The following is a 16,767-nucleotide window of genomic DNA, read 5'->3' on the forward strand; positions in this document are numbered from 1 at the left end:
ACCATCGTCAAGTCCCGGGCGGGGCCGAGCCGATGAGCAGCGCGGACCTGCTGATGCCTCCCGTGCGGGGTCAGTGGTGGTGGGCCGCGGTGGGGTCGGCGGCGGGCCGGGGTGCGGCGGCGGCTCCGGCGGTGAGGGTGAAGGCCGCGGTGCGGACGGTGCCCTGGTGCCGGAAGTCGAGGAAGAGCCGGTAGTCGCCCGGGCTGGGGGCGGTCGCGGTGAAGTCGACCTCGGGGCCGGGCGCGGTGGTGCCGTCGCCGGGTTCGCCGTCCGGGTGGACGTGCAGGTAGCCGAGGTCGCCGGCGCGCAGGACGACCAGGTGGCCGTAGGCGGCGAGGTAGGGGTCGAGGTCGGTGACCGGGCGGCCGTCCCTGCTCACGGTGAAGGCGAGGCGGCCGGGCCGCCCGGGGACGAGGTCGCCGGTGAGGGTGAGGGTGTAGCCGTCGACGGTGACGGTGCGGCCGGTCCGCGGCAGGGCGGCCGGGCGGTAGTCGCCGGCGGCGTGCAGGTCGGCGCCGAGGGTGAGCGGTTCGGCCTCGGCGGCCGGGGTGAAGTCGGCGAAGACCCGGTAGTCGCCGGCCGCCGCGAGGGCGGCCGGGGCGGTCCAGGTGCCGTCGGCGGCGCGGACGGGGTGCAGGTGCTGGAAGTCCGTCAGGTCGCGGTTGGCGACGATCAGGTGGAGCTCCTTCTCGTGCGCGGGCCGGTAGGCGGTGAGCGGGTTCCCGTCCGGGGCCAGCACCCGGAAGCGCAGCTCGGCCGGGCCGCCGGCCGGGACGACGGTGCGGTCCAGGCTGAGGGTGTAGCCGCGGTCGGCGATCTGCAGGCCGCCGACCGGGTGGTCGCCGGGGGCGGCGGTCTCCTCGCCGTGAGCGGCGTGCGGCCGGGCGGGGGCCGGGGCGGGGCCGACCGCGTGGCCGACGCCGTACGCGGCGGTGAAGGCGGCGGCGAGGCCGGTGGCGAAGGCGGTGACCTTGCGGGCGGTGTTCATGGCGTACTCCGGTGAGTGGGGCGGGGTTCGCGTCCGGGGCTCCGGGACGTTCCGACGCAGCGAGTAGATACCCCCTGGGGGTATCTGTCAATCAGGACGGAAGGGCGGGGGTCGGGCCGCCGCATCCGCACGGGGCGCCGGGAGCGATGCTTGCGCACCATACCCCCCAGGGGTATAACTGGAGACATGAAGCCGATACCCCCACTGGGTATCGGGAGACCACTGGGAGGCCACCGTGTCCTGCTGCTCCACCGACGGCACCTGCTCGACCACCGCGACCGCGACCGCCCCGGCCGCCGTCACCACCGTGTTCACCGTCGCCGGAATGACCTGCGGCCACTGCGAGCAGGCCGTCGGCACGGCGGTCGGCGCGCTGGAGGGCGTGCAGGCCGTCCGGGTCGACGTGCCGAACGGCCTGGTGAGCGTCGACTCGGCGGCCGCGCTGGACGACGCGGCGGTGCGCGCCGCGGTCGACGAGGCCGGCTACGAACTGACCGGCCGGGCCTGAGCGGCCCGCTCCCCCCACCCCTCAGTGACCCGGCCCCGGCCGGGAGACGACCACCAGGAGCCCTGATGACCACCCAGGCAGCACCCGCCTCCACCGAGGTGGAACTCCGCATCGGCGGCATGACCTGCGCGTCCTGCGCCGCCCGGATCGAGAAGAAGCTCAACCGGATGGACGGCGTCCGGGCCAGCGTCAACTACGCCACCGAGAAGGCGAAGGTGGTCGTCGAGGGCCCGGTGGAGGTCGCCGACCTGATCGCGACCGTCGAGGCCACCGGCTACACCGCCGCGCTCCCCGCGCCCCCGGCGGCGGCCCCGGAAGCGGCGGGCGCCGGGCCCGCCGACGAACTGGCGCCGCTACGGCAGCGGCTGGTCGCAGCCGTGGCGTTGGCGGTGCCGGTGATCGCGATGGCGATGGTCCCGGCCCTGCAGTTCGACGACTGGCAGTGGCTGTCGCTGACCCTGGCCGCGCCGGTGGTGACGTACGCCGCCTGGCCGTTCCACCGGGCCGCCTGGGCCAACGCCCGGCACGGCGCGGCCACCATGGACACCCTGGTCTCGCTCGGGACCGGCGCCGCGTTCCTGTGGTCGCTGTGGGCGCTGTTCTTCGGCGACGCGGGCATGCCCGGGATGCGGCACGGCTTCGAGTTCACCATCGCCCGCTCGGACGGCTCCTCGAACATCTACCTGGAGGCGGCGGCCGGCGTCACCGCGTTCGTCCTGGCCGGACGCTACTTCGAGGCCCGCTCGAAGCGGACCGCGGGCGCCGCGCTGAAGGCCCTGCTGGAGCTCGGTGCCAAGGACGTCGCCGTGCTGCGCGACGGCCGGGAGGTGCGCGTGCCGGTGGCGCAGCTCGCCGTCGGGGACCGGTTCGTGGTGCGTCCGGGTGAGAAGGTGGCCACCGACGGGAGGGTGGTGGAGGGCAGTTCGGCGGTGGACGCCTCGATGCTGACCGGCGAGTCGGTGCCGGTCGAGGTGGCCGTCGGGGACGCCGTCACCGGCGCGACCGTCAACGCGGGCGGCCGGCTGGTCGTCGAGGCCACCCGGGTCGGCTCCGACACCCAACTCGCCCGGATGGCCAAGCTGGTGGAGGACGCCCAGAACGGCAAGGCCGCCGCCCAGCGCCTCGCCGACCGGATCTCCGCCGTCTTCGTGCCGATCGTGATCACCCTGGCGCTGGCCACCCTGGGCTACTGGCTGGGCACCGGCGGGGGCTGGAGCGCCGCCTTCACCGCGGCGGTCGCGGTGCTGATCATCGCCTGCCCGTGCGCCCTCGGCCTGGCCACCCCCACCGCCCTGCTCGTCGGCACCGGACGCGGCGCCCAACTCGGCATCCTCATCAAAGGCCCCGAAGTCCTGGAGAACACCCGCCGGATCGACACCGTCCTCCTCGACAAAACCGGCACCGTCACCACCGGCCGCATGACCCTCCTCGCCATCCACACCACCCCCGACACCACCGAGGACCAAGCCCTACGCCTGGCCGGCGCCCTCGAACACGCCTCCGAACACCCCATCGCCCAAGCCATCGCCACCGCCGCCCGAGAACGCCTCGGCACCCTCCCCCCCGTCCAGAACTTCACCAACACCCCCGGCCACGGCGTCCACGGCACCATCGACGGCCACACCGTGGTCGCCGGCCGCGAAACACTCCTCACCACCCCCCTGCCCACCCGACTGCGCACCGCGAAAACCGCCGCCGAACACGCCGGACACACCGCCATCACCATCGGCTGGGACAACACCGCCCACGCCGTCCTGGAAATCGCCGACGCCGTCAAACCCACCAGCGCCCAAGCCGTCACCGACCTGCGCGCCCTCGGCCTGCACCCCCTCCTGCTCACCGGCGACAACCACACCACCGCCCAATCCGTCGCCGCCCAGATCGGCATCCCCGCCCACGACGTCATCGCCGACGTCCTCCCCCAGGACAAACTCACCACCGTCCGACGCCTCCAAACCGAAGGCCGCACCGTCGCCATGATCGGCGACGGCATCAACGACGCCGCCGCCCTCGCCCAGGCCGACCTCGGCCTCGCCCTCGGCACCGGCACCGACGCCGCCATCCAAGCCGCCGACCTCACCCTGGTGCGCGGCGACCTGCGCACCGCCGCCGACGCCATCCGCCTCTCCCGCCGCACCCTCACCACCATCAAGGGCAACCTCTTCTGGGCCTTCGCCTACAACCTCGCCGCCCTCCCCCTCGCCGCCACCGGACTCCTCAACCCCATGATCGCCGGCGCCGCCATGGCCTTCTCCTCCGTCTTCGTCGTCACCAACAGCCTGCGACTGCGCACCTTCAAGGCCCGCTGAGCCGTCCGCGTCGGAACACCGACCGGTCGTGGTCCGGCCCGGGGAGCCCCTCCCCCGGCCGGACCGATCATTTTCCGAGAAGCCCCCGCGCCCGTCCCGTCCCTAGGATCGAAGACGTCAGCAGGGAACGGGAACGGGAGGACCGGTCATGGCGGAGAAGCACGAAGGTTTCACGGCGGACGAGCGCGCGGCGATGAAGGAGCGCGCCAAGGAGCTGAAGGCGGAGTCCAAGCGGGCGTCGGCGGCGGCGAAGGCCGCCGAGGCGGAGAAGGACCTGCTGGAGAAGATCGCCGAGATGCCCGAGGAGGACCGGGTGCTGGCCCGGCGCTTCCACGAGATCGTCTCCGAGGTCGCGCCGCAGCTGGCTCCGAAGACCTGGTACGGCATGCCCGCCTACAACAACGCGGACGGCAAGCCGGTGTGCTTCTTCCAGAGCGCCGCCAAGTTCAAGTCCCGCTACGCGATGATCGGCTTCAGCGACAACGCCAAGCTGGACGACGGCGCGATGTGGCCCACCTACTTCGCGATCGCCGAGCTGGGCGAGGCCGAGGCGGCCCGGATCGCCGAGCTGGTGGAGCGCGCGGCCTCCTGACGGACCGTCATCCGCGCCCGGCGAGCAGGCCGTTGAGCGTGCCGTAGTCGAGCGCGCCGTCCAGCGCCCCGTACGTGCCGGAGCCGAGCAGTTCGGCGGCGGCCCGGTGCGCGGCGGTGTACGCGGCCTGGGCGAGCGCGGTGCCCAGGCTGATCCGGCGGACCCCGGCGGCGGCGAGTTCCACGACGGTCGGGCCGCCCGGGACGGCCATCGCGTTGACCGGCAGCGGGGACGCGGCGGTCAGCTCCTTCAGCGCGGCGAGGTCGAGCAGACCGGGGACGAACAGCGAGTCGGCCCCGGCCGCCGCGTACGCCTCGGCCCGGCGCAGCACCTCCGCCGGGCGCCCGTCGACCGGGCCGACGCCGAACAGGTGGACGTCGGTGCGGGCGTTGACCAGCAGGGCGGGCAGACCGGCCTCGGCGGCGGCCGTCCGGGCGGCGCGCAGCCGGGCGGACTGCTCGGCGACGGTGAACAGCGGGCCGCCGGGGGCCGCCGAGTCCTCCAGGTTGACGCCGACCGCGCCCGCCGCGACCACCGCGCGGACGGTCTGCGCCACGTCCTCGGGGGCCGGGCCGTAGCCGCCCTCGACGTCGGCGGTCACCGGGACGTCCACGGCGGCGGCGATCCGGCGCACCAGCTCGGCCATCGCCGCCCGGTCCAGGCCCTGCCCGTCGCCGCGCCCCGCGGACCAGGAGACGCCGCCGCTGGTGGTGGCGATCGCGGGCGCCCCGGCCGCGGCGATCACCGCCGCGCTGCCCGCGTCCCAGGCGTTGGGGAGCAGCAGCGGCGCGTCGGCGTCGGCCAGCGCGCGCAGGGTGGCGGCGTGCTCGGCGGAACGGGCGGGGAGGGCGGGGTGCGGCATGCGGGGCTCGCTTCCGGTGCGGTGCTCGGGAGGGACGCGTCCATCCTGGCGGGCCCGGCCGGTCGGGGCCGACTGATTAAGCTGGGGCCGAATCGGCGGTGTCGGGCGGCCGTGGGCGGCGGCGGAGGTGGCGGGGTGCGGACGGGGCTGCCGCTGTCGGTGGGCGACCTGGCGCTGACCAGGTTCGCGATCTCGCCGATGTGGGAGGTGGTCGCCGCCCTGCGCACGCTGGCCGCCGACCCGGTGCCCGCGCCGCACCGCCGCTGGGCCGCGCAGGTCCGGCCGCGGCTGGCCGCCGCCGGGCTGGACCGGGGCTGGCTGGCCGAGCTGGTCCCCCCGCACGGGCACCTGCCGGACTTCCTCAACCCCGTCCCCGGCGTGCCGGTCGCCGAGCTGGCGGCCGAACTGGCGGCGATCCGGGCCACCGGCCCCGCGCTGCTCCGGCACGACCTGGACTGCCTGCGCGCCGACCGGGGCGTCCGGGCCGGCGGGCGGCTGCGGCTGCGGCTGCGGCTGCGGCTGCTGGAGCGCGAACCCGAGCAGGCGCTGCGCCGGATCACCGCCGAGGCCGAGGCGTTCTGGCAGCTCGCCCTGGCCCCGTACTGGTCGCGGATCCGCGCGGTGCTGGAGGCGGACGTGCTGCGGCGGGCCCGGCAGGCCGCCGAGCGGGGCAGCGCGGCGATGCTCGGCGACCTGCACGGCACGGCGCACTGGGCGGACGGCACGCTGCACCTGTCGGAGCGGCACTGCGCCGTCACCCGGATCGCGACCGGCGCCGGACTGCTGCTGGTGCCCTCGGTGTTCGCCTGGCCCCGGCTGCTGACCCGCACCGTCGCCCCCGACCCCCCGCAGCTCTGCTACCCGGCGTTGGCCGCCGCGACCGTCTGGGAGCACCGCCCGGCTCCGCGCGCCGAGGCGCTCGCGCCGGTGCTCGGCCGCACCCGCACCCTGCTGCTGGCCGAACTCGACGTGCCCGCCTCCACCACCGAACTCGCCGCCCGCTGCGGGCTCTCCGCCCCCGCGGTCTCCCAGCACCTCACCGCGCTGCGCACCGCCGGGCTGGTCTCCTCGCACCGGGCCGGGCGCTGCGTGCTGTACGCCCGGACCGGCACGGCGGACGCCTGGCTGGACGCGCTGCCCTAGGGCCCGTCCGGCAAGCTCGGCCGGGCAGGCCCTAACTCCCCTCGTACGCGCGGAGGGTGCGCAGGGCGGCCAGGGTGACGCCCGGGCGGGCCTCGTTCTCGGTGGCGGCGGACCAGCGGGCCCAGTTGATCGGCCAGCCGCCGTCCGGGAGTTGGCGGGAGGCGAGGTGGTCGAGGCCGCGCTCGACCTCGGCGTCGGTGAACCAGGCGCGGGCCAGGCTGTCCGGGCCGGACGCGTAGTCGTGCGGGAAGTGGAACTCGCCGGGCGCGTAGCCGGGGGCGGGGCGGACCTGCTCGGGGCGGGCCGGGTCGAGCAGCACCAGCCGCTGCGCGCGCACCGACTCGCCGAGGCGGGCGGCCTGTTCGGCGGCCCAGGCCCGGTCGGGCGCGGCGTCCAGGAAGCCGACGGCGGTGATCACCTCGTACGGGTGGGTCGTCCCGATCGCCTCGATCGCGCGGCGGCAGAACGCCTGCGCGCCGGTCAGCCAGGGGTGGCGGACCCCGGCCCGGAGCAGCGGGGCGGCGATCTGGCCGGTGGAGAGCAGTTCGGCGGGCGGGTCGTCGGCGATCGGCAGGAAGGGCGGGTGCGGGTAGCGGCGCAGGCTGGGCAGGACGGCCGGGACGCCGCCGTCCGGGGTGGTCAGGGTGCTCGCCCAGTCGCAGAGCCCGGTGCCGCGCGGGCCGGCCAGGGCGTCGGCCTCGGCGAGGATCCGGGCGGCCGCGCCGGCCGCGAGCGGTTGGGCGGCGGGGCCGCGGACGTCCGGCTCCAGGCCGTACGCCCAGCCGCCGTCCGGGGTGCGGTAGGCGTCCAGCGCGGCGAGGACGCCCGCCGGGTCGGGGGCGGTGCCGAAGAGGTGGGCGAAGCGCCGCTGTTCCAGGACCCGGCCCGCCGTCCACAGGTAGTCGGCGGCCCGTTCGATCGCGCTGTCGTCGATGCGTGCCATGGGCCGACCGTACGGGCTGGCAGAAACTTCCGCGCGGAGCGATGAGTTCCGCCGGGGCGCGGCGTCCTCTCCTGTGACAGTGGCACGGAGCACGTGAACGGACGGGACTGCGCGATGAGCACCGAGAAGACCGAGAAGAAGGTCATGGGACCGGCCAGCTACTTCCCCTCGATCGAGAAGAAGTACGGGCGCCCGATCGCCGAGTGGCAGCAGCTGATCGCCGACTCGCCGCTGACCAGGCACATGGAGCTGGTCGCCTGGCTGAAGTCCGAGTACGGGCTCGGCCACGGCCACGCCAACGCGCTGGTCGCGCACCACCTCGCCGCCGGTGCGTGACCGCGGCCGACCGACCACGACGACTCACCTGGAGTGGGAATGACCGAGTACGTGACCTCCGCCGACGGGACCCGCATCGCCTACCAGGTGGCGGGTGAGGCGGGCCCGCCCGTGCTGGTGGTGGACGGCGCGATGTGCCACCGGGCGTTCGGGCCCTCGGGTGGCCTGGCCGCCGAACTCGCCGGTGCGCACCGGGTGTTCAGCTACGACCGGCGCGGGCGCGGCGAGAGCGGCGCCGGCGGGCCGTACGCCGTGCAGCGGGAGGTGGAGGACCTGGCGGCGCTCGTCGCGGCGGCGGGCGGCCGGGCGACGCTGCTGGGCCTGTCCTCCGGCGCGGCGCTGGCGCTGCGGGCGGCCGGGGCGGGCATCGGGGTGGAGCGGGTGGTGGCGTACGAGCCGCCGTTCAGCACCTCCGACGAGCAGCGGGCCCGGTTCAGGGAGTACCGGACGGGCGTGGAGCAGGACGTGCTGGCGGGCGAGCCGGGTGCGGCGGTGGCCCGGTTCATGGCCCTCGTCGGCACCCCCGGGCCGGTGGTCGCGCAGCTGCGCGAGTCGCCGGTGTGGCCGGCCTTCCTGGCGGTGGCGCCGACGCTGGTGCACGACGCCGAGGTGCTGGGCGGCACGGAGGGCGCGCCGGTGCCGGACGCGCTGCTGGCCGGGCTGCCGGTGCCGGTGCTGGTGGCCGACGGCGGGCTGAGCCCGGCCCTGCTGCGCGACGCGGCCGCGGCGACGGCCGCCGCCGCGGGCGCCGAGTACCGCACCCTGGAGGGGCAGACCCACGAGGTCGCGCCGGACGCGCTGGGGCCGGTGGTGGCCGGGTTCGTCGCCCGAGGCTGAGAGGGCTCGAAGGCTCGACGGGGCGGGCGCTTCGGCGTCAGGGCTCGACGGCGCAAGGGCACGACGGCGTCAGGGCGCGTCGACCAGGCGCCGCAGCAGTCGGCTGAGCCCGTCCCCGTCGAGGGCGGGCGAGCCGTGGGCGGCCGGGGCGAAGAAGGCGCGGTCGACGGCCTCGACGGCCGGGATCGCGGCCCGGGCGAGGGCGACGCCGCGCGGGGTGATGCTCAGCCGACGGGCCCGGGTGTCGTCCGGGTCGGTGGTGCGGTCGAGCAGGCCCTTGGCCTCCAGTTTCCGCACCACCTGGGAGGTGGTGCGGACGTCGGTGCCGGCCTGCGCGGACAGTTCCTGCTGGTTGGGGGTCTCACCGCGCTCGTTGAGCCACCAGGCGCAGGAGAGCAGCACGAACTGCGGGTGCGTCAGGTCGTGCGGGGCGAGGGCGGCGGCGACCTCGCGCTGCCAGCGCAGGGTGGTGTGCCACAGCCAGAATCCGGGGCTGTTCGCCGGGCCCTCGACCAGTCCGTCCATGCCGCTCTCCTCCGTACGTCTCACCTGCTCCGGCGGCTCCGGCCGTCCGGGTCGCGCCGACCGCACCGGCCGTCCGACCGCACCGGCCGGTCGGACAGTCAAGCACGGTCAGGCGGACCGTTCGGCGCGGGCGAGCAGGCCGGCCATCGCCGCCGGGAAGTCCTCGGTGATCATCGGGCCGATCTCGGGGCCGAGCAGCGCGACGTCCGGGCCGGTGATCTCCAGGCGGTGGACCACCCGGGTGCCGCCGCCGGGGAGGGCGGTGAGGGTGTGCGAGAAGTCCAGCACCGCGCCGCCGAACTCGGTGCGGTCGGCGTAGACGCGCTCCGGCTCGATCCGGGTGATGACGGAGACGATCGGCTCCTGCCCGGTCGGCGTCATGGTGACCTTGCCTCCGACCTCGAACGGGCCGTCCAGGGCGACGGCCTCCATCGAGGTGTCCCAGTCCGTCCAGTTGTCCAGGTCGCCGAGGACGGCCCAGACGGCGTGCGGCGCGGCGGCGGTCTCGGCGGTGTGCTCGTGCTGCCACATGGCGGTTCCCCCTCGTTCGGTGTCCGGCGGCTCCCCCGCCCGACTTCATCTACGCAGAGATTATCCCTGCGTAGACCATCCCCACAAGGGGAGGCCGGAGCAAGGGCACGGGCCGGGTGCGCACGGCGTGCGGCGAGGGCGGAAAGGCACTGCACCGGTTTCCCCGGCCCTGCTACGGTCGGGGCGAATCCACCCCGCCGGAACCGTTGCGAACCGAGGAGAACCGACTCCGATGCATGATGCCCGCGTCCTGATCGACCTGGGGGACGAAGCCGTCCGGCTTCTGGCACGTCGTGGCTACCGCCTCGACCTGTCCGCGCTGGAGGCGCTGCAGTCCCGCCGCAACAGCGGCATCCAGGCCGGCGACGAGCTGCGGGCCCGCTCGAAGCAGGTCGCCCAGGAGGTGCAGCGCACCGCGAAGCAGGGCGGGGACGTCAGCGAGCTGAAGGAGACCGCCCGCGCGCTGAAGGAGCAGGTCCAGCAGAACGAGGCGGAGCTGGAGCAGGTCCAACAGGAGCTGACCGACCTGCTGCTGACCATCCCCAACCTGCCGGACGACGAGGCCCCCGACGGCTTCTCCGACGAGGACGCCCGCGAGCTGCGCCGGGTCGGCGAGCCGCCGCGCTTCGACTTCACGCCCAAGGACCACGTCGACCTCGGCGAGACCATGGGGATCATGGACTTCGGCCGGGCCACCAAGCTGTCGGGCTCGCGCTTCAGCGTGCTGCGCGGCGCCGGTGCCGCCCTGGAACGGGCCATCGTCGCCCTGCTGCTGGACGTGCACACCCGCCGGCACGGGTACGTCGAGCACGCGGTGCCCTACCTGGTGAACCGGCGCACCATGACCGGCACCGGGCAGCTGCCGAAGTTCGAGGAGGACCTGTTCAGGACCGGCGTCGCCGACCGGGACCTGTTCCTGATCCCGACCGCCGAGGTCCCGCTGACCAACCTGTACGCGGACGAGATCGTCCCGCCGGCCGACCTGCCGCTGGCGCTCACCGCGCACACCCCGTGCTTCCGCTCGGAGGCCGGCTCCTACGGGCGCGACACCCGCGGGCTGATCCGGCTGCACCAGTTCTCGAAGGTCGAGATGGTACGGATCTGCGCGGCCGAGCAGTCCCGGGAGCAGATGCGGCTGATGGTCTCGCACGCCGAGGCCTGCCTGCAGGAGCTCGGGCTCGCCTACCGCGTCGTGGCGCTGGCCGCCGGGGACACCGGCTTCTCCTCGCAGCTGACGTACGACCTGGAGGTGTGGCTGCCCAGCCAGGACACCTACCGGGAGATCTCCTCGGTGTCGGACTTCGGCACCTTCCAGGGCCGCCGGGCCGGCATCCGCACCCGGGACGAGAAGGGCAAGCCGACCCCGGCCGCCACCGTCAACGGCTCCGGCCTGCCGCTGGGCCGCACCATCGCGGCGGTGCTGGAGCAGCACCAGCAGGCCGACGGCTCGGTGCTGCTGCCCAAGGCGCTGCACCCCTACCTGGGCTTCGCCCGGATCGCCGCCGACGGCACGCCCGTCGCGGAGTAGGGCGGCCGGACGACCGGTGGCGCACGGCGGACCGCCGTGCGCCACCGGCGTGTCCGGAGCCGGTGCCCCCTCCCCCGGCGGGAATCCGGACGGCGACCCGCCGGCCCCGCCGCGCCATCTGCCGGCCGTCGGCGATCACCACCCGAACGACCACCCGGACGACCACCCTGGCGACCACCCGGCGGATTCCGCCGCGGGGACACCCGCAGGGACACCCGCGGGGATGCGACGCGCCGGGCGGGGTAGCTGACAGGGCGTTACCGTCGACGAATGGGAGAGGCGGCGAAGGTGGTGTGGCCGGCGAGGACGGTGTGGCTGGCGCGGGCGGCGATCGGTTGCGGGCTGGCGGCGGTGCTGCTGCTGGCCGCCGGGGCCGGGCTGCGCGGGGCGCTGGTGGTGGCGGTCGGGGTGGCCGCGCTGGCGCTGATGGCGGTCGGCGGGTGGTGGGCGCTGTCGCGGCGCGGGCCGCTGCGCTGGCTGGGGGTGCTGCTGGCGGTGGCGGCCCCGGTGGGCGCGGTGGTGCTGTACGTCGGCGGCGGGACGTGGCCGTGGGTGCTGGGTGCGGTGGCGCTGTGGGCGGCCGGGCTGTGGCTGGGCCGGGTGGCGCTGCGTTCGGCGCAGCGGACCAGGGAGGTGCCGGAGCGGGAGGTCGATCCGCCGCGCAGGCCCGTCCTGATCATGAATCCGAAGTCCGGCGGCGGGAAGGTGGAGGAGTTCCACCTGGCGGAGCGGGCCCGTGAACTCGGCGCGCAGGTCGTCCTGCTGGACCCGGACGCCCACCAGGACGTCGTGGAGCTGGCCGAGCGGGCCGTCGCGGACGGCGCGGACCTGCTGGGCGTGGCGGGCGGCGACGGCACCCAGGCGCTGGTCGCCCAGGTCGCGGCCCGGCACGAACTGCCGTTCCTGGTGATCTCGGCGGGTACCCGCAACCACTTCGCGCTCGACCTCGGCCTGGACCGCGAGGACCCGGCGCGCTGCCTGGACGCGCTGCCCGACGGCGTGGAGCTGCGGGTCGACCTGGGCGAGGTCGCGGGCCGGGCCTTCGTCAACAACGTGTCGTTCGGCACCTACGCGGAGATCGTCCAGAACCCCGAGTACCGGGACGCGAAGACCTCCACCGTCCTCGCGATGCTGCCCGACCTGCTGGTCGGCTACGCGGGCGCGAAGCTCACCGCCGAGATCGGCGGGGAGCGGCTGGAGCGTCCGCAGGCCGTCCTGGTCAGCAACAACCCGTACGACGCGGGCGACCTGCTCGACCCCGGGCGGCGCTCCCGGATGGACCGCGGCTGCCTGGGCGTGCTGGGCGTGCGGGTGGACGGCGCGGCGCAGGTCGCGGACCTGGCGCTGCGTGGTACGAGTGCCGAGGGGGTGACGGTGCTGGTCGGCCGCGAGGTGCTGGTCACGGCGGACGTGCCCCGCATCCCGGTCGCGGTGGACGGCGAGGCCCTGGAACTGGACGTGCCGGTGCGCTGCGTCATCCGCCCCGGCGTGCTGCGGGTGCGGGTCCCGCGCGACCGGCCGGGCACGGTGGCCCCGGCCCCGAACCTGAAATGGAGCCGCCTGGCGCACCTCGCGTCGGGCCGGACGGAGAAGAACGGCGGTATGCGGTGAAGGCGTTGACGCGGTGGGTGCTGGCTGGGCAGCGGGTGGTCGCGGACCTGTCGGCGGTGGACGAGGCGGTGTACGTCGCGGTGGCCGCGACCCCGACGCCGACCCTGGACCTGCGGCTGCGGCAGCTCTCCACCGCCGCGAACCACTCGAAGATCTCCATCGCGGTGGCCTGCGGGCTCGCCCTCGTGCCGGGACGTTCGCGGCGGGCGGCGGTGGTCGGGCTGGCCTCGGTGGCGACGGCCTCGGCGGCGGCCAACCTGCTCGGCAAGTCGCTGGCCCGGCGCCACCGGCCGGACCGGGTCGCGGGGAAGGTGCCGGAGGCCCGCTTCGTGCCGATGCCCGAGTCGGCGTCCTTCCCCTCGGGGCACACCGCGTCCGCCTTCGCCTTCGCCACCGGGGTCGCCTCCCAACTGCCCTGGGCGGCGGCCCCCCTGGGCCTGCTGGCCGCCTCGGTCGGCTACTCCCGCGTCCACACCGGCGTCCACTACCCGGGCGACGTGATCGCCGGCGCGCTGCTGGGGACGGTCGCGGGGAGCCTGGCCGCGGGCGTCGACGAGTGGTGGCCTGGGCACTGAGACGCACCTCGGGGGCTCGGGCGAGAACGGCGGGGGGCGACATCAGGGGCTCGGGGAACGGCGAGTGCGTGCTGCTGGTGGTCGGAGCCCATCGGAGTGTCCGTGCTGCTGCGGGTCCTGAACAGAACCGGAAGCCGATGCGCGCCACGGCAGTGCACCGGCAGCAGACCCGGGCCCGCCGTTCCCCGAGCCCCTGGCGGTGCTCTCTCTTCGCCGTTCTCAGCCGGGCCCCTGTGGCAGGGCGATGAGCAGGGTGGTGCCGCCGCCCGGGGTGTCCTCCAGGTCGAGGGTGCCGCCCATCGCTTCGGTGAGGCCGCGGGAGAGGGCGAGGCCGAGGCCGGTGCCGGTGGTGTTGTCGGTGTCGCCGAGCCGCTGGAAGGGCCGGAAGACCCGGTCGCGGTCCTCCGGGGGGATGCCGGGGCCGCGGTCGGCGATCCGGATCTCGACCCGTCCGGCGTGGGCGGAGGCGGTGACCAGGACCGGGGCGCCGGGCGGGTTGTGGTGCAGGGCGTTGGCGAGGACGTTGGCGAGGACGCGTTCGAGCAGCAGCGGGTCGGCGAGGACCGGCGGGACGTGCTCGGTGGCGGTGCTGCGGACGGGCGTGTCGGGATCGGCGAGCGCGTCGAGCGCGCCGGGCAGCACCTCGTCGAGGTGGGTGGGCCGCAGGTGCGGGGTGAGGGCGCCGGCCTGGAGGCGGCTGAGGTCGAGCAGGTTGTCGACCAGCCGGGTGAGCCGGTGCAGGGACTCGTCGGCGAGGGCGAGCAGTTCGGCCCGGTCCGCGGCGGTGAAGTCGACGTCGGGGCTGCGCAGTGAGCCGACCGAGGCGAGGGCGGCGGCGAGCGGGGTGCGCAGGTCGTGGCTGACGGCGGCGAGCAGGGCGGTGCGCATCCGGTCGGCGGCGCGGATCGGTTCGACCTCGGCGGCGGCGTCGGCGAGCCGGTCGCGTTCGAGGGCGGCGGCGAGGTGGGCGCCGAACGCGGTGAGCACGCGCCGGTCGGTGTCGGGCAGGGGGCGCCCGGTGAGCAGCAGGACGGCGTCGGGGCCGATGTCGAGGGTGGTGGTGCCGGCGGGCCCGGCCGGGTCGGGGGTGCCTGCGGCGCGGTCCAGGACGGTGCCGCCGGCCCGGTCGAGGAGAGCGACGGCGTCCAGGCCGAAGGCGGTGCGGGTGCGTTCCAGCAGGGCGGGGACGGCGTCGGCGCCGCGCAGGACGGAGCCGGCCAGGGTGGAGAGGGTCTCGGCCTCGGCGGTGGCGCGGGCCGCCCGGGCGGTCTGGCGTCCGGCGTGGTCGACGACGGTGGAGACGCACAGGGCGACGGCGGCGAACACGGCGAGCGCGATGAGGTTGTTGGTCTCGCCGATGGTGAAGGTGTGCACCGGCGGGATGAAGAAGTAGTTCAGCAGCAGGGAGGCGGTCAGCGAGGCCAGCAGGGCGGAGACCGCGCCGCCGAGCAGCGCGACGGCCACCACGCCGAGTTGGAGGATCAGCGCGTCGGTGGTGAGGTTCAGCGCGGTGTGCGCCTGGGAGAGCGCGGCGGTCAGCAGGACGGGGACGGCGAGCCCGGCGCCGTACCCGGCGAGGGTGCGGCGGCGGGAGTGACGGCGGCCCAGCGGGGGGAGGCGGCCGCGGCCGGTGAAGGCGTGGGTGACCATGTGGACGTCGATGTCGGCGGAGCGGTCGACGGTGGTCTCGCCGATGCCGGGGCCGGTGAGGAAGCGGGCGGTGCGGCCGCGCCGGCTGGTGCCGAGGACGAGTTGGGTGGCGTCGCGGCTGCGGGCGAAGGAGAGCAGCGCCTCGGGGATGTCGTCGCCGACCACCACGTGGTAGCTGCCGCCGAGCGACTCCACCAGGTGCCGCTGTTCGGCGAGCCGGGCCGGGGAGGCCCCGGCCAGGCCGTCGCTGCGGGTCACGTGGACGGCCAGCAGGTCGCCGCCGGCGGCGCGGTCGGCGATCCGGGCGGCGCGGCGGACCAGCGTCTCGCCCTCGGGGCCGCCGGTGAGTGCCACCACCACGCGTTCGCGGGTCTCCCAGACCCGGTCGATGCGGTGCGCGGCCCGGTAGTCGCGCAGCCCCTCGTCGACCCGTCCGGCCAGCCAGAGCAGGGCGAGTTCGCGCAGCGCGGTGAGGTTGCCGATCCGGAAGTAGTGGGCGAGCGCGGCGTCGACCTGCTCGGCCCGGTAGACGTTGCCGTGGGCGAGGCGGCGGCGCAGGGCCTGCGGGGCCATGTCGACCAGTTCGATCTGGTCGGCGCGGCGCACCACCTCGTCGGGGACGGTCTCGCGCTGCGGGACGCCGGTGATCTTCCGGACGACGTCGTTGAGCGATTCGAGGTGCTGGATGTTGACGGTGGTGACCACGTCGATGCCGGCCGCGAGCAGTTCCTCGACGTCCTGCCAGCGCTTGGCGTGCCGCCCGCCGGGGACGTTGGTGTGGGCGAGTTCGTCGACCAGGGCGAGTCCGGGGCGGCGGGCGAGCAGCCCGTCCAGGTCGAGTTCGGTGAACTCGGCGCCCCGGTGCCGGCGCACGGCGCGCGGGAGCTGCTCCAGGCCGTCGAGCAGGCGGGCGGTGCGCGGGCGGTCGTGGGTGTCGAGCCAGCCGACCACCACGTCGGTGCCGCGTTCCCGGCGGCGGTGGGCCTCGTCCAGCATCCGGTAGGTCTTGCCGACGCCGGGCGCGGCGCCGAGGTAGACCCGCAGCCGGCCGCGGCGGCGGCCCTCGGGGTGCGGCCGGGGCCGGGGGTCAGCGGGCATGGCGGCTCTTCTCGGCTGCGGGGCGCGGGGGCCGGGCGGGGACGCGGTCGGCCGTCCCGGACGGGGGAGCGTCCGGGACGGCCTGCGCGGGTTTCTGACGGTCCGTCACTTGACGGCGGCGACGGCCCGGTTGAGCTGGAGCACGTTGACTCCGGGCTGGCCGAGGAAGCCGAGCGAGCGGCCGTCGGTGCACCGGTCGATCAGTTGGTCCAGCCGTTCGGCGGGGATGCCGCGCTCGCGGGCGACGCGGTCGACCTGCTCCCTGGCGTAGGCGACGGAGATGTGCGGGTCGAGGCCGGAGCCGGAGGCGGTCAGCGCGTCCGGCGGGACGTCGGCCGGGTCGACGCCGTCGAAGGCGGCGACGGCGGCCCGGCGCTCCTCGACGGCCTTCAGCAGGTCGTCGCTGTTCGGGCCGAGGTTGGAGGCGCCGGAGGCGGTCGGGTCGTAGCCGCCCGCGGAGGGGCGGGGCTGGAACCACTTGGGGTCGGGCCGGGCCGGGGCGTCCGGGTCGGACTGCGGCAGGTCGAAGCGCTGGCCGATCAGGCCGGAGCCGACCAGCCGGCCGTCGACCTCGACGAGCGAGCCGTTCGCCCTTGCCGGGAAGGCGAGTTGGCTGACGCCGGTGACCAGCAGCGGGTAGGCAATGCCGAGGATCACGGTCATCACCAGCAGCATCCGCAGCGCGGTGAGGTGGGTACGCAGGAAGGCGGGCATGTGGATTCTGGCCTCTC

16 protein-coding genes are annotated in these 16,767 nt (G+C 75.5%); 9 read left to right on the plus strand and 7 right to left on the minus strand.

Going from position 1 to position 16,767, the window contains the following annotated elements:
• Nucleotides 1-70 precede the first annotated feature (70 nt).
• The gene (locus tag HUT16_RS15740) at nt 71-988 is read right to left on the minus strand and encodes a hypothetical protein (protein WP_176188800.1); all 918 of its coding nucleotides are present in this window, start codon (nt 986-988) and stop codon (nt 71-73) included.
• Between the two features lie 235 nt (nt 989-1,223).
• Between HUT16_RS15740 and HUT16_RS15745 the strand changes: the two genes are divergently transcribed.
• The 3 genes from HUT16_RS15745 to HUT16_RS15755 all read left to right on the plus strand — a co-directional run bounded on the left by HUT16_RS15745 (nt 1,224) and on the right by HUT16_RS15755 (nt 4,397).
• Nucleotides 1,224-1,496 (plus strand): cation transporter, encoded by a 273-nt coding sequence (locus HUT16_RS15745; RefSeq protein ID WP_176188801.1) that lies wholly within the window; start codon nt 1,224-1,226, stop codon nt 1,494-1,496.
• Nucleotides 1,497-1,561: 65 nt separating this feature from the next.
• The gene (locus HUT16_RS15750) at nt 1,562-3,805 is read left to right on the plus strand and encodes a cation-translocating P-type ATPase (protein WP_176188802.1); all 2,244 of its coding nucleotides are present in this window, start codon (nt 1,562-1,564) and stop codon (nt 3,803-3,805) included.
• A 148-nt stretch (nt 3,806-3,953) separates the two neighbouring features.
• Nucleotides 3,954-4,397 carry an iron chaperone gene (locus tag HUT16_RS15755; protein ID WP_176188803.1) on the plus strand — a complete coding sequence of 148 codons (444 nt, stop codon included), beginning with the start codon at nt 3,954-3,956 and terminating at the stop codon, nt 4,395-4,397.
• A 7-nt stretch (nt 4,398-4,404) separates the two neighbouring features.
• Here the strand turns inward: HUT16_RS15755 and HUT16_RS15760 are convergent, their stop codons facing one another.
• Nucleotides 4,405-5,259 (minus strand): isocitrate lyase/phosphoenolpyruvate mutase family protein, encoded by an 855-nt coding sequence (locus HUT16_RS15760; RefSeq protein ID WP_176188804.1) that lies wholly within the window; start codon nt 5,257-5,259, stop codon nt 4,405-4,407.
• A 135-nt stretch (nt 5,260-5,394) separates the two neighbouring features.
• Here HUT16_RS15760 and HUT16_RS15765 point away from each other — a divergent pair, with 135 nt between their 5' ends.
• A complete protein-coding gene (locus HUT16_RS15765) occupies nt 5,395-6,402 on the plus strand; it encodes a DUF5937 family protein (RefSeq protein ID WP_254897828.1) in 1,008 nt (335 codons plus the stop codon).
• A gap of 31 nt (nt 6,403-6,433) precedes the next feature.
• Here HUT16_RS15765 and HUT16_RS15770 read toward each other — a convergent pair whose 3' ends face one another.
• On the minus strand, nt 6,434-7,345 hold the full coding sequence (locus HUT16_RS15770; RefSeq protein WP_176188805.1) for a hypothetical protein: 912 nt from the start codon (nt 7,343-7,345) through the stop codon (nt 6,434-6,436).
• A gap of 114 nt (nt 7,346-7,459) precedes the next feature.
• Here HUT16_RS15770 and HUT16_RS15775 point away from each other — a divergent pair, with 114 nt between their 5' ends.
• Both HUT16_RS15775 and HUT16_RS15780 read left to right on the plus strand, forming a co-directional pair.
• The gene (locus tag HUT16_RS15775) at nt 7,460-7,681 is read left to right on the plus strand and encodes a DUF4287 domain-containing protein (protein ID WP_176188806.1); all 222 of its coding nucleotides are present in this window, start codon (nt 7,460-7,462) and stop codon (nt 7,679-7,681) included.
• Nucleotides 7,682-7,720: 39 nt separating this feature from the next.
• Nucleotides 7,721-8,518 (plus strand): alpha/beta fold hydrolase, encoded by a 798-nt coding sequence (locus HUT16_RS15780; protein WP_176188807.1) that lies wholly within the window; start codon nt 7,721-7,723, stop codon nt 8,516-8,518.
• A gap of 69 nt (nt 8,519-8,587) precedes the next feature.
• Here the strand turns inward: HUT16_RS15780 and HUT16_RS15785 are convergent, their stop codons facing one another.
• The gene (locus tag HUT16_RS15785; RefSeq protein ID WP_176188808.1) at nt 8,588-9,043 is read right to left on the minus strand and encodes a MarR family winged helix-turn-helix transcriptional regulator; all 456 of its coding nucleotides are present in this window, start codon (nt 9,041-9,043) and stop codon (nt 8,588-8,590) included.
• 108 nt (nt 9,044-9,151) lie between these two features.
• Nucleotides 9,152-9,574, minus strand: coding sequence for an SRPBCC family protein (locus tag HUT16_RS15790; RefSeq protein WP_176188809.1), 423 nt, complete (start codon nt 9,572-9,574; stop codon nt 9,152-9,154).
• Nucleotides 9,575-9,806: 232 nt separating this feature from the next.
• Here HUT16_RS15790 and serS point away from each other — a divergent pair, with 232 nt between their 5' ends.
• From serS to HUT16_RS15805, 3 genes are all read left to right on the plus strand, one after another.
• Nucleotides 9,807-11,102, plus strand: a complete 1,296-nt coding sequence (gene serS, locus HUT16_RS15795) for a serine--tRNA ligase (protein WP_176188810.1) — start codon at nt 9,807-9,809, stop codon at nt 11,100-11,102.
• 270 nt (nt 11,103-11,372) lie between these two features.
• Entirely contained in the window at nt 11,373-12,713 is a 1,341-nt protein-coding gene (locus HUT16_RS15800) for a diacylglycerol kinase family protein (RefSeq protein ID WP_176188811.1), read from the plus strand.
• Nucleotides 12,710-13,288: a phosphatase PAP2 family protein gene (locus HUT16_RS15805; protein WP_254897829.1), complete on the plus strand. Its 579-nt coding sequence runs from the start codon at nt 12,710-12,712 to the stop codon at nt 13,286-13,288. Before HUT16_RS15800 ends, HUT16_RS15805 begins: the two co-directional genes overlap by 4 nt.
• 219 nt (nt 13,289-13,507) lie before the next feature.
• Here the strand turns inward: HUT16_RS15805 and HUT16_RS15810 are convergent, their stop codons facing one another.
• Together HUT16_RS15810 and kdpC are read right to left on the minus strand one after the other, a co-directional pair.
• A complete protein-coding gene (locus tag HUT16_RS15810) occupies nt 13,508-16,036 on the minus strand; it encodes an ATP-binding protein (RefSeq protein ID WP_176188813.1) in 2,529 nt (842 codons plus the stop codon).
• A gap of 105 nt (nt 16,037-16,141) precedes the next feature.
• Nucleotides 16,142-16,750, minus strand: a complete 609-nt coding sequence (gene kdpC, locus HUT16_RS15815; RefSeq protein ID WP_176188814.1) for a potassium-transporting ATPase subunit KdpC — start codon at nt 16,748-16,750, stop codon at nt 16,142-16,144.
• Nucleotides 16,751-16,767 lie beyond the last annotated feature (17 nt).

Origin of the sequence: Kitasatospora sp. NA04385 (genome assembly GCF_013364235.1) — a bacterium.
Taxonomy (GTDB): Bacteria; Actinomycetota; Actinomycetes; order Streptomycetales; family Streptomycetaceae; genus Kitasatospora.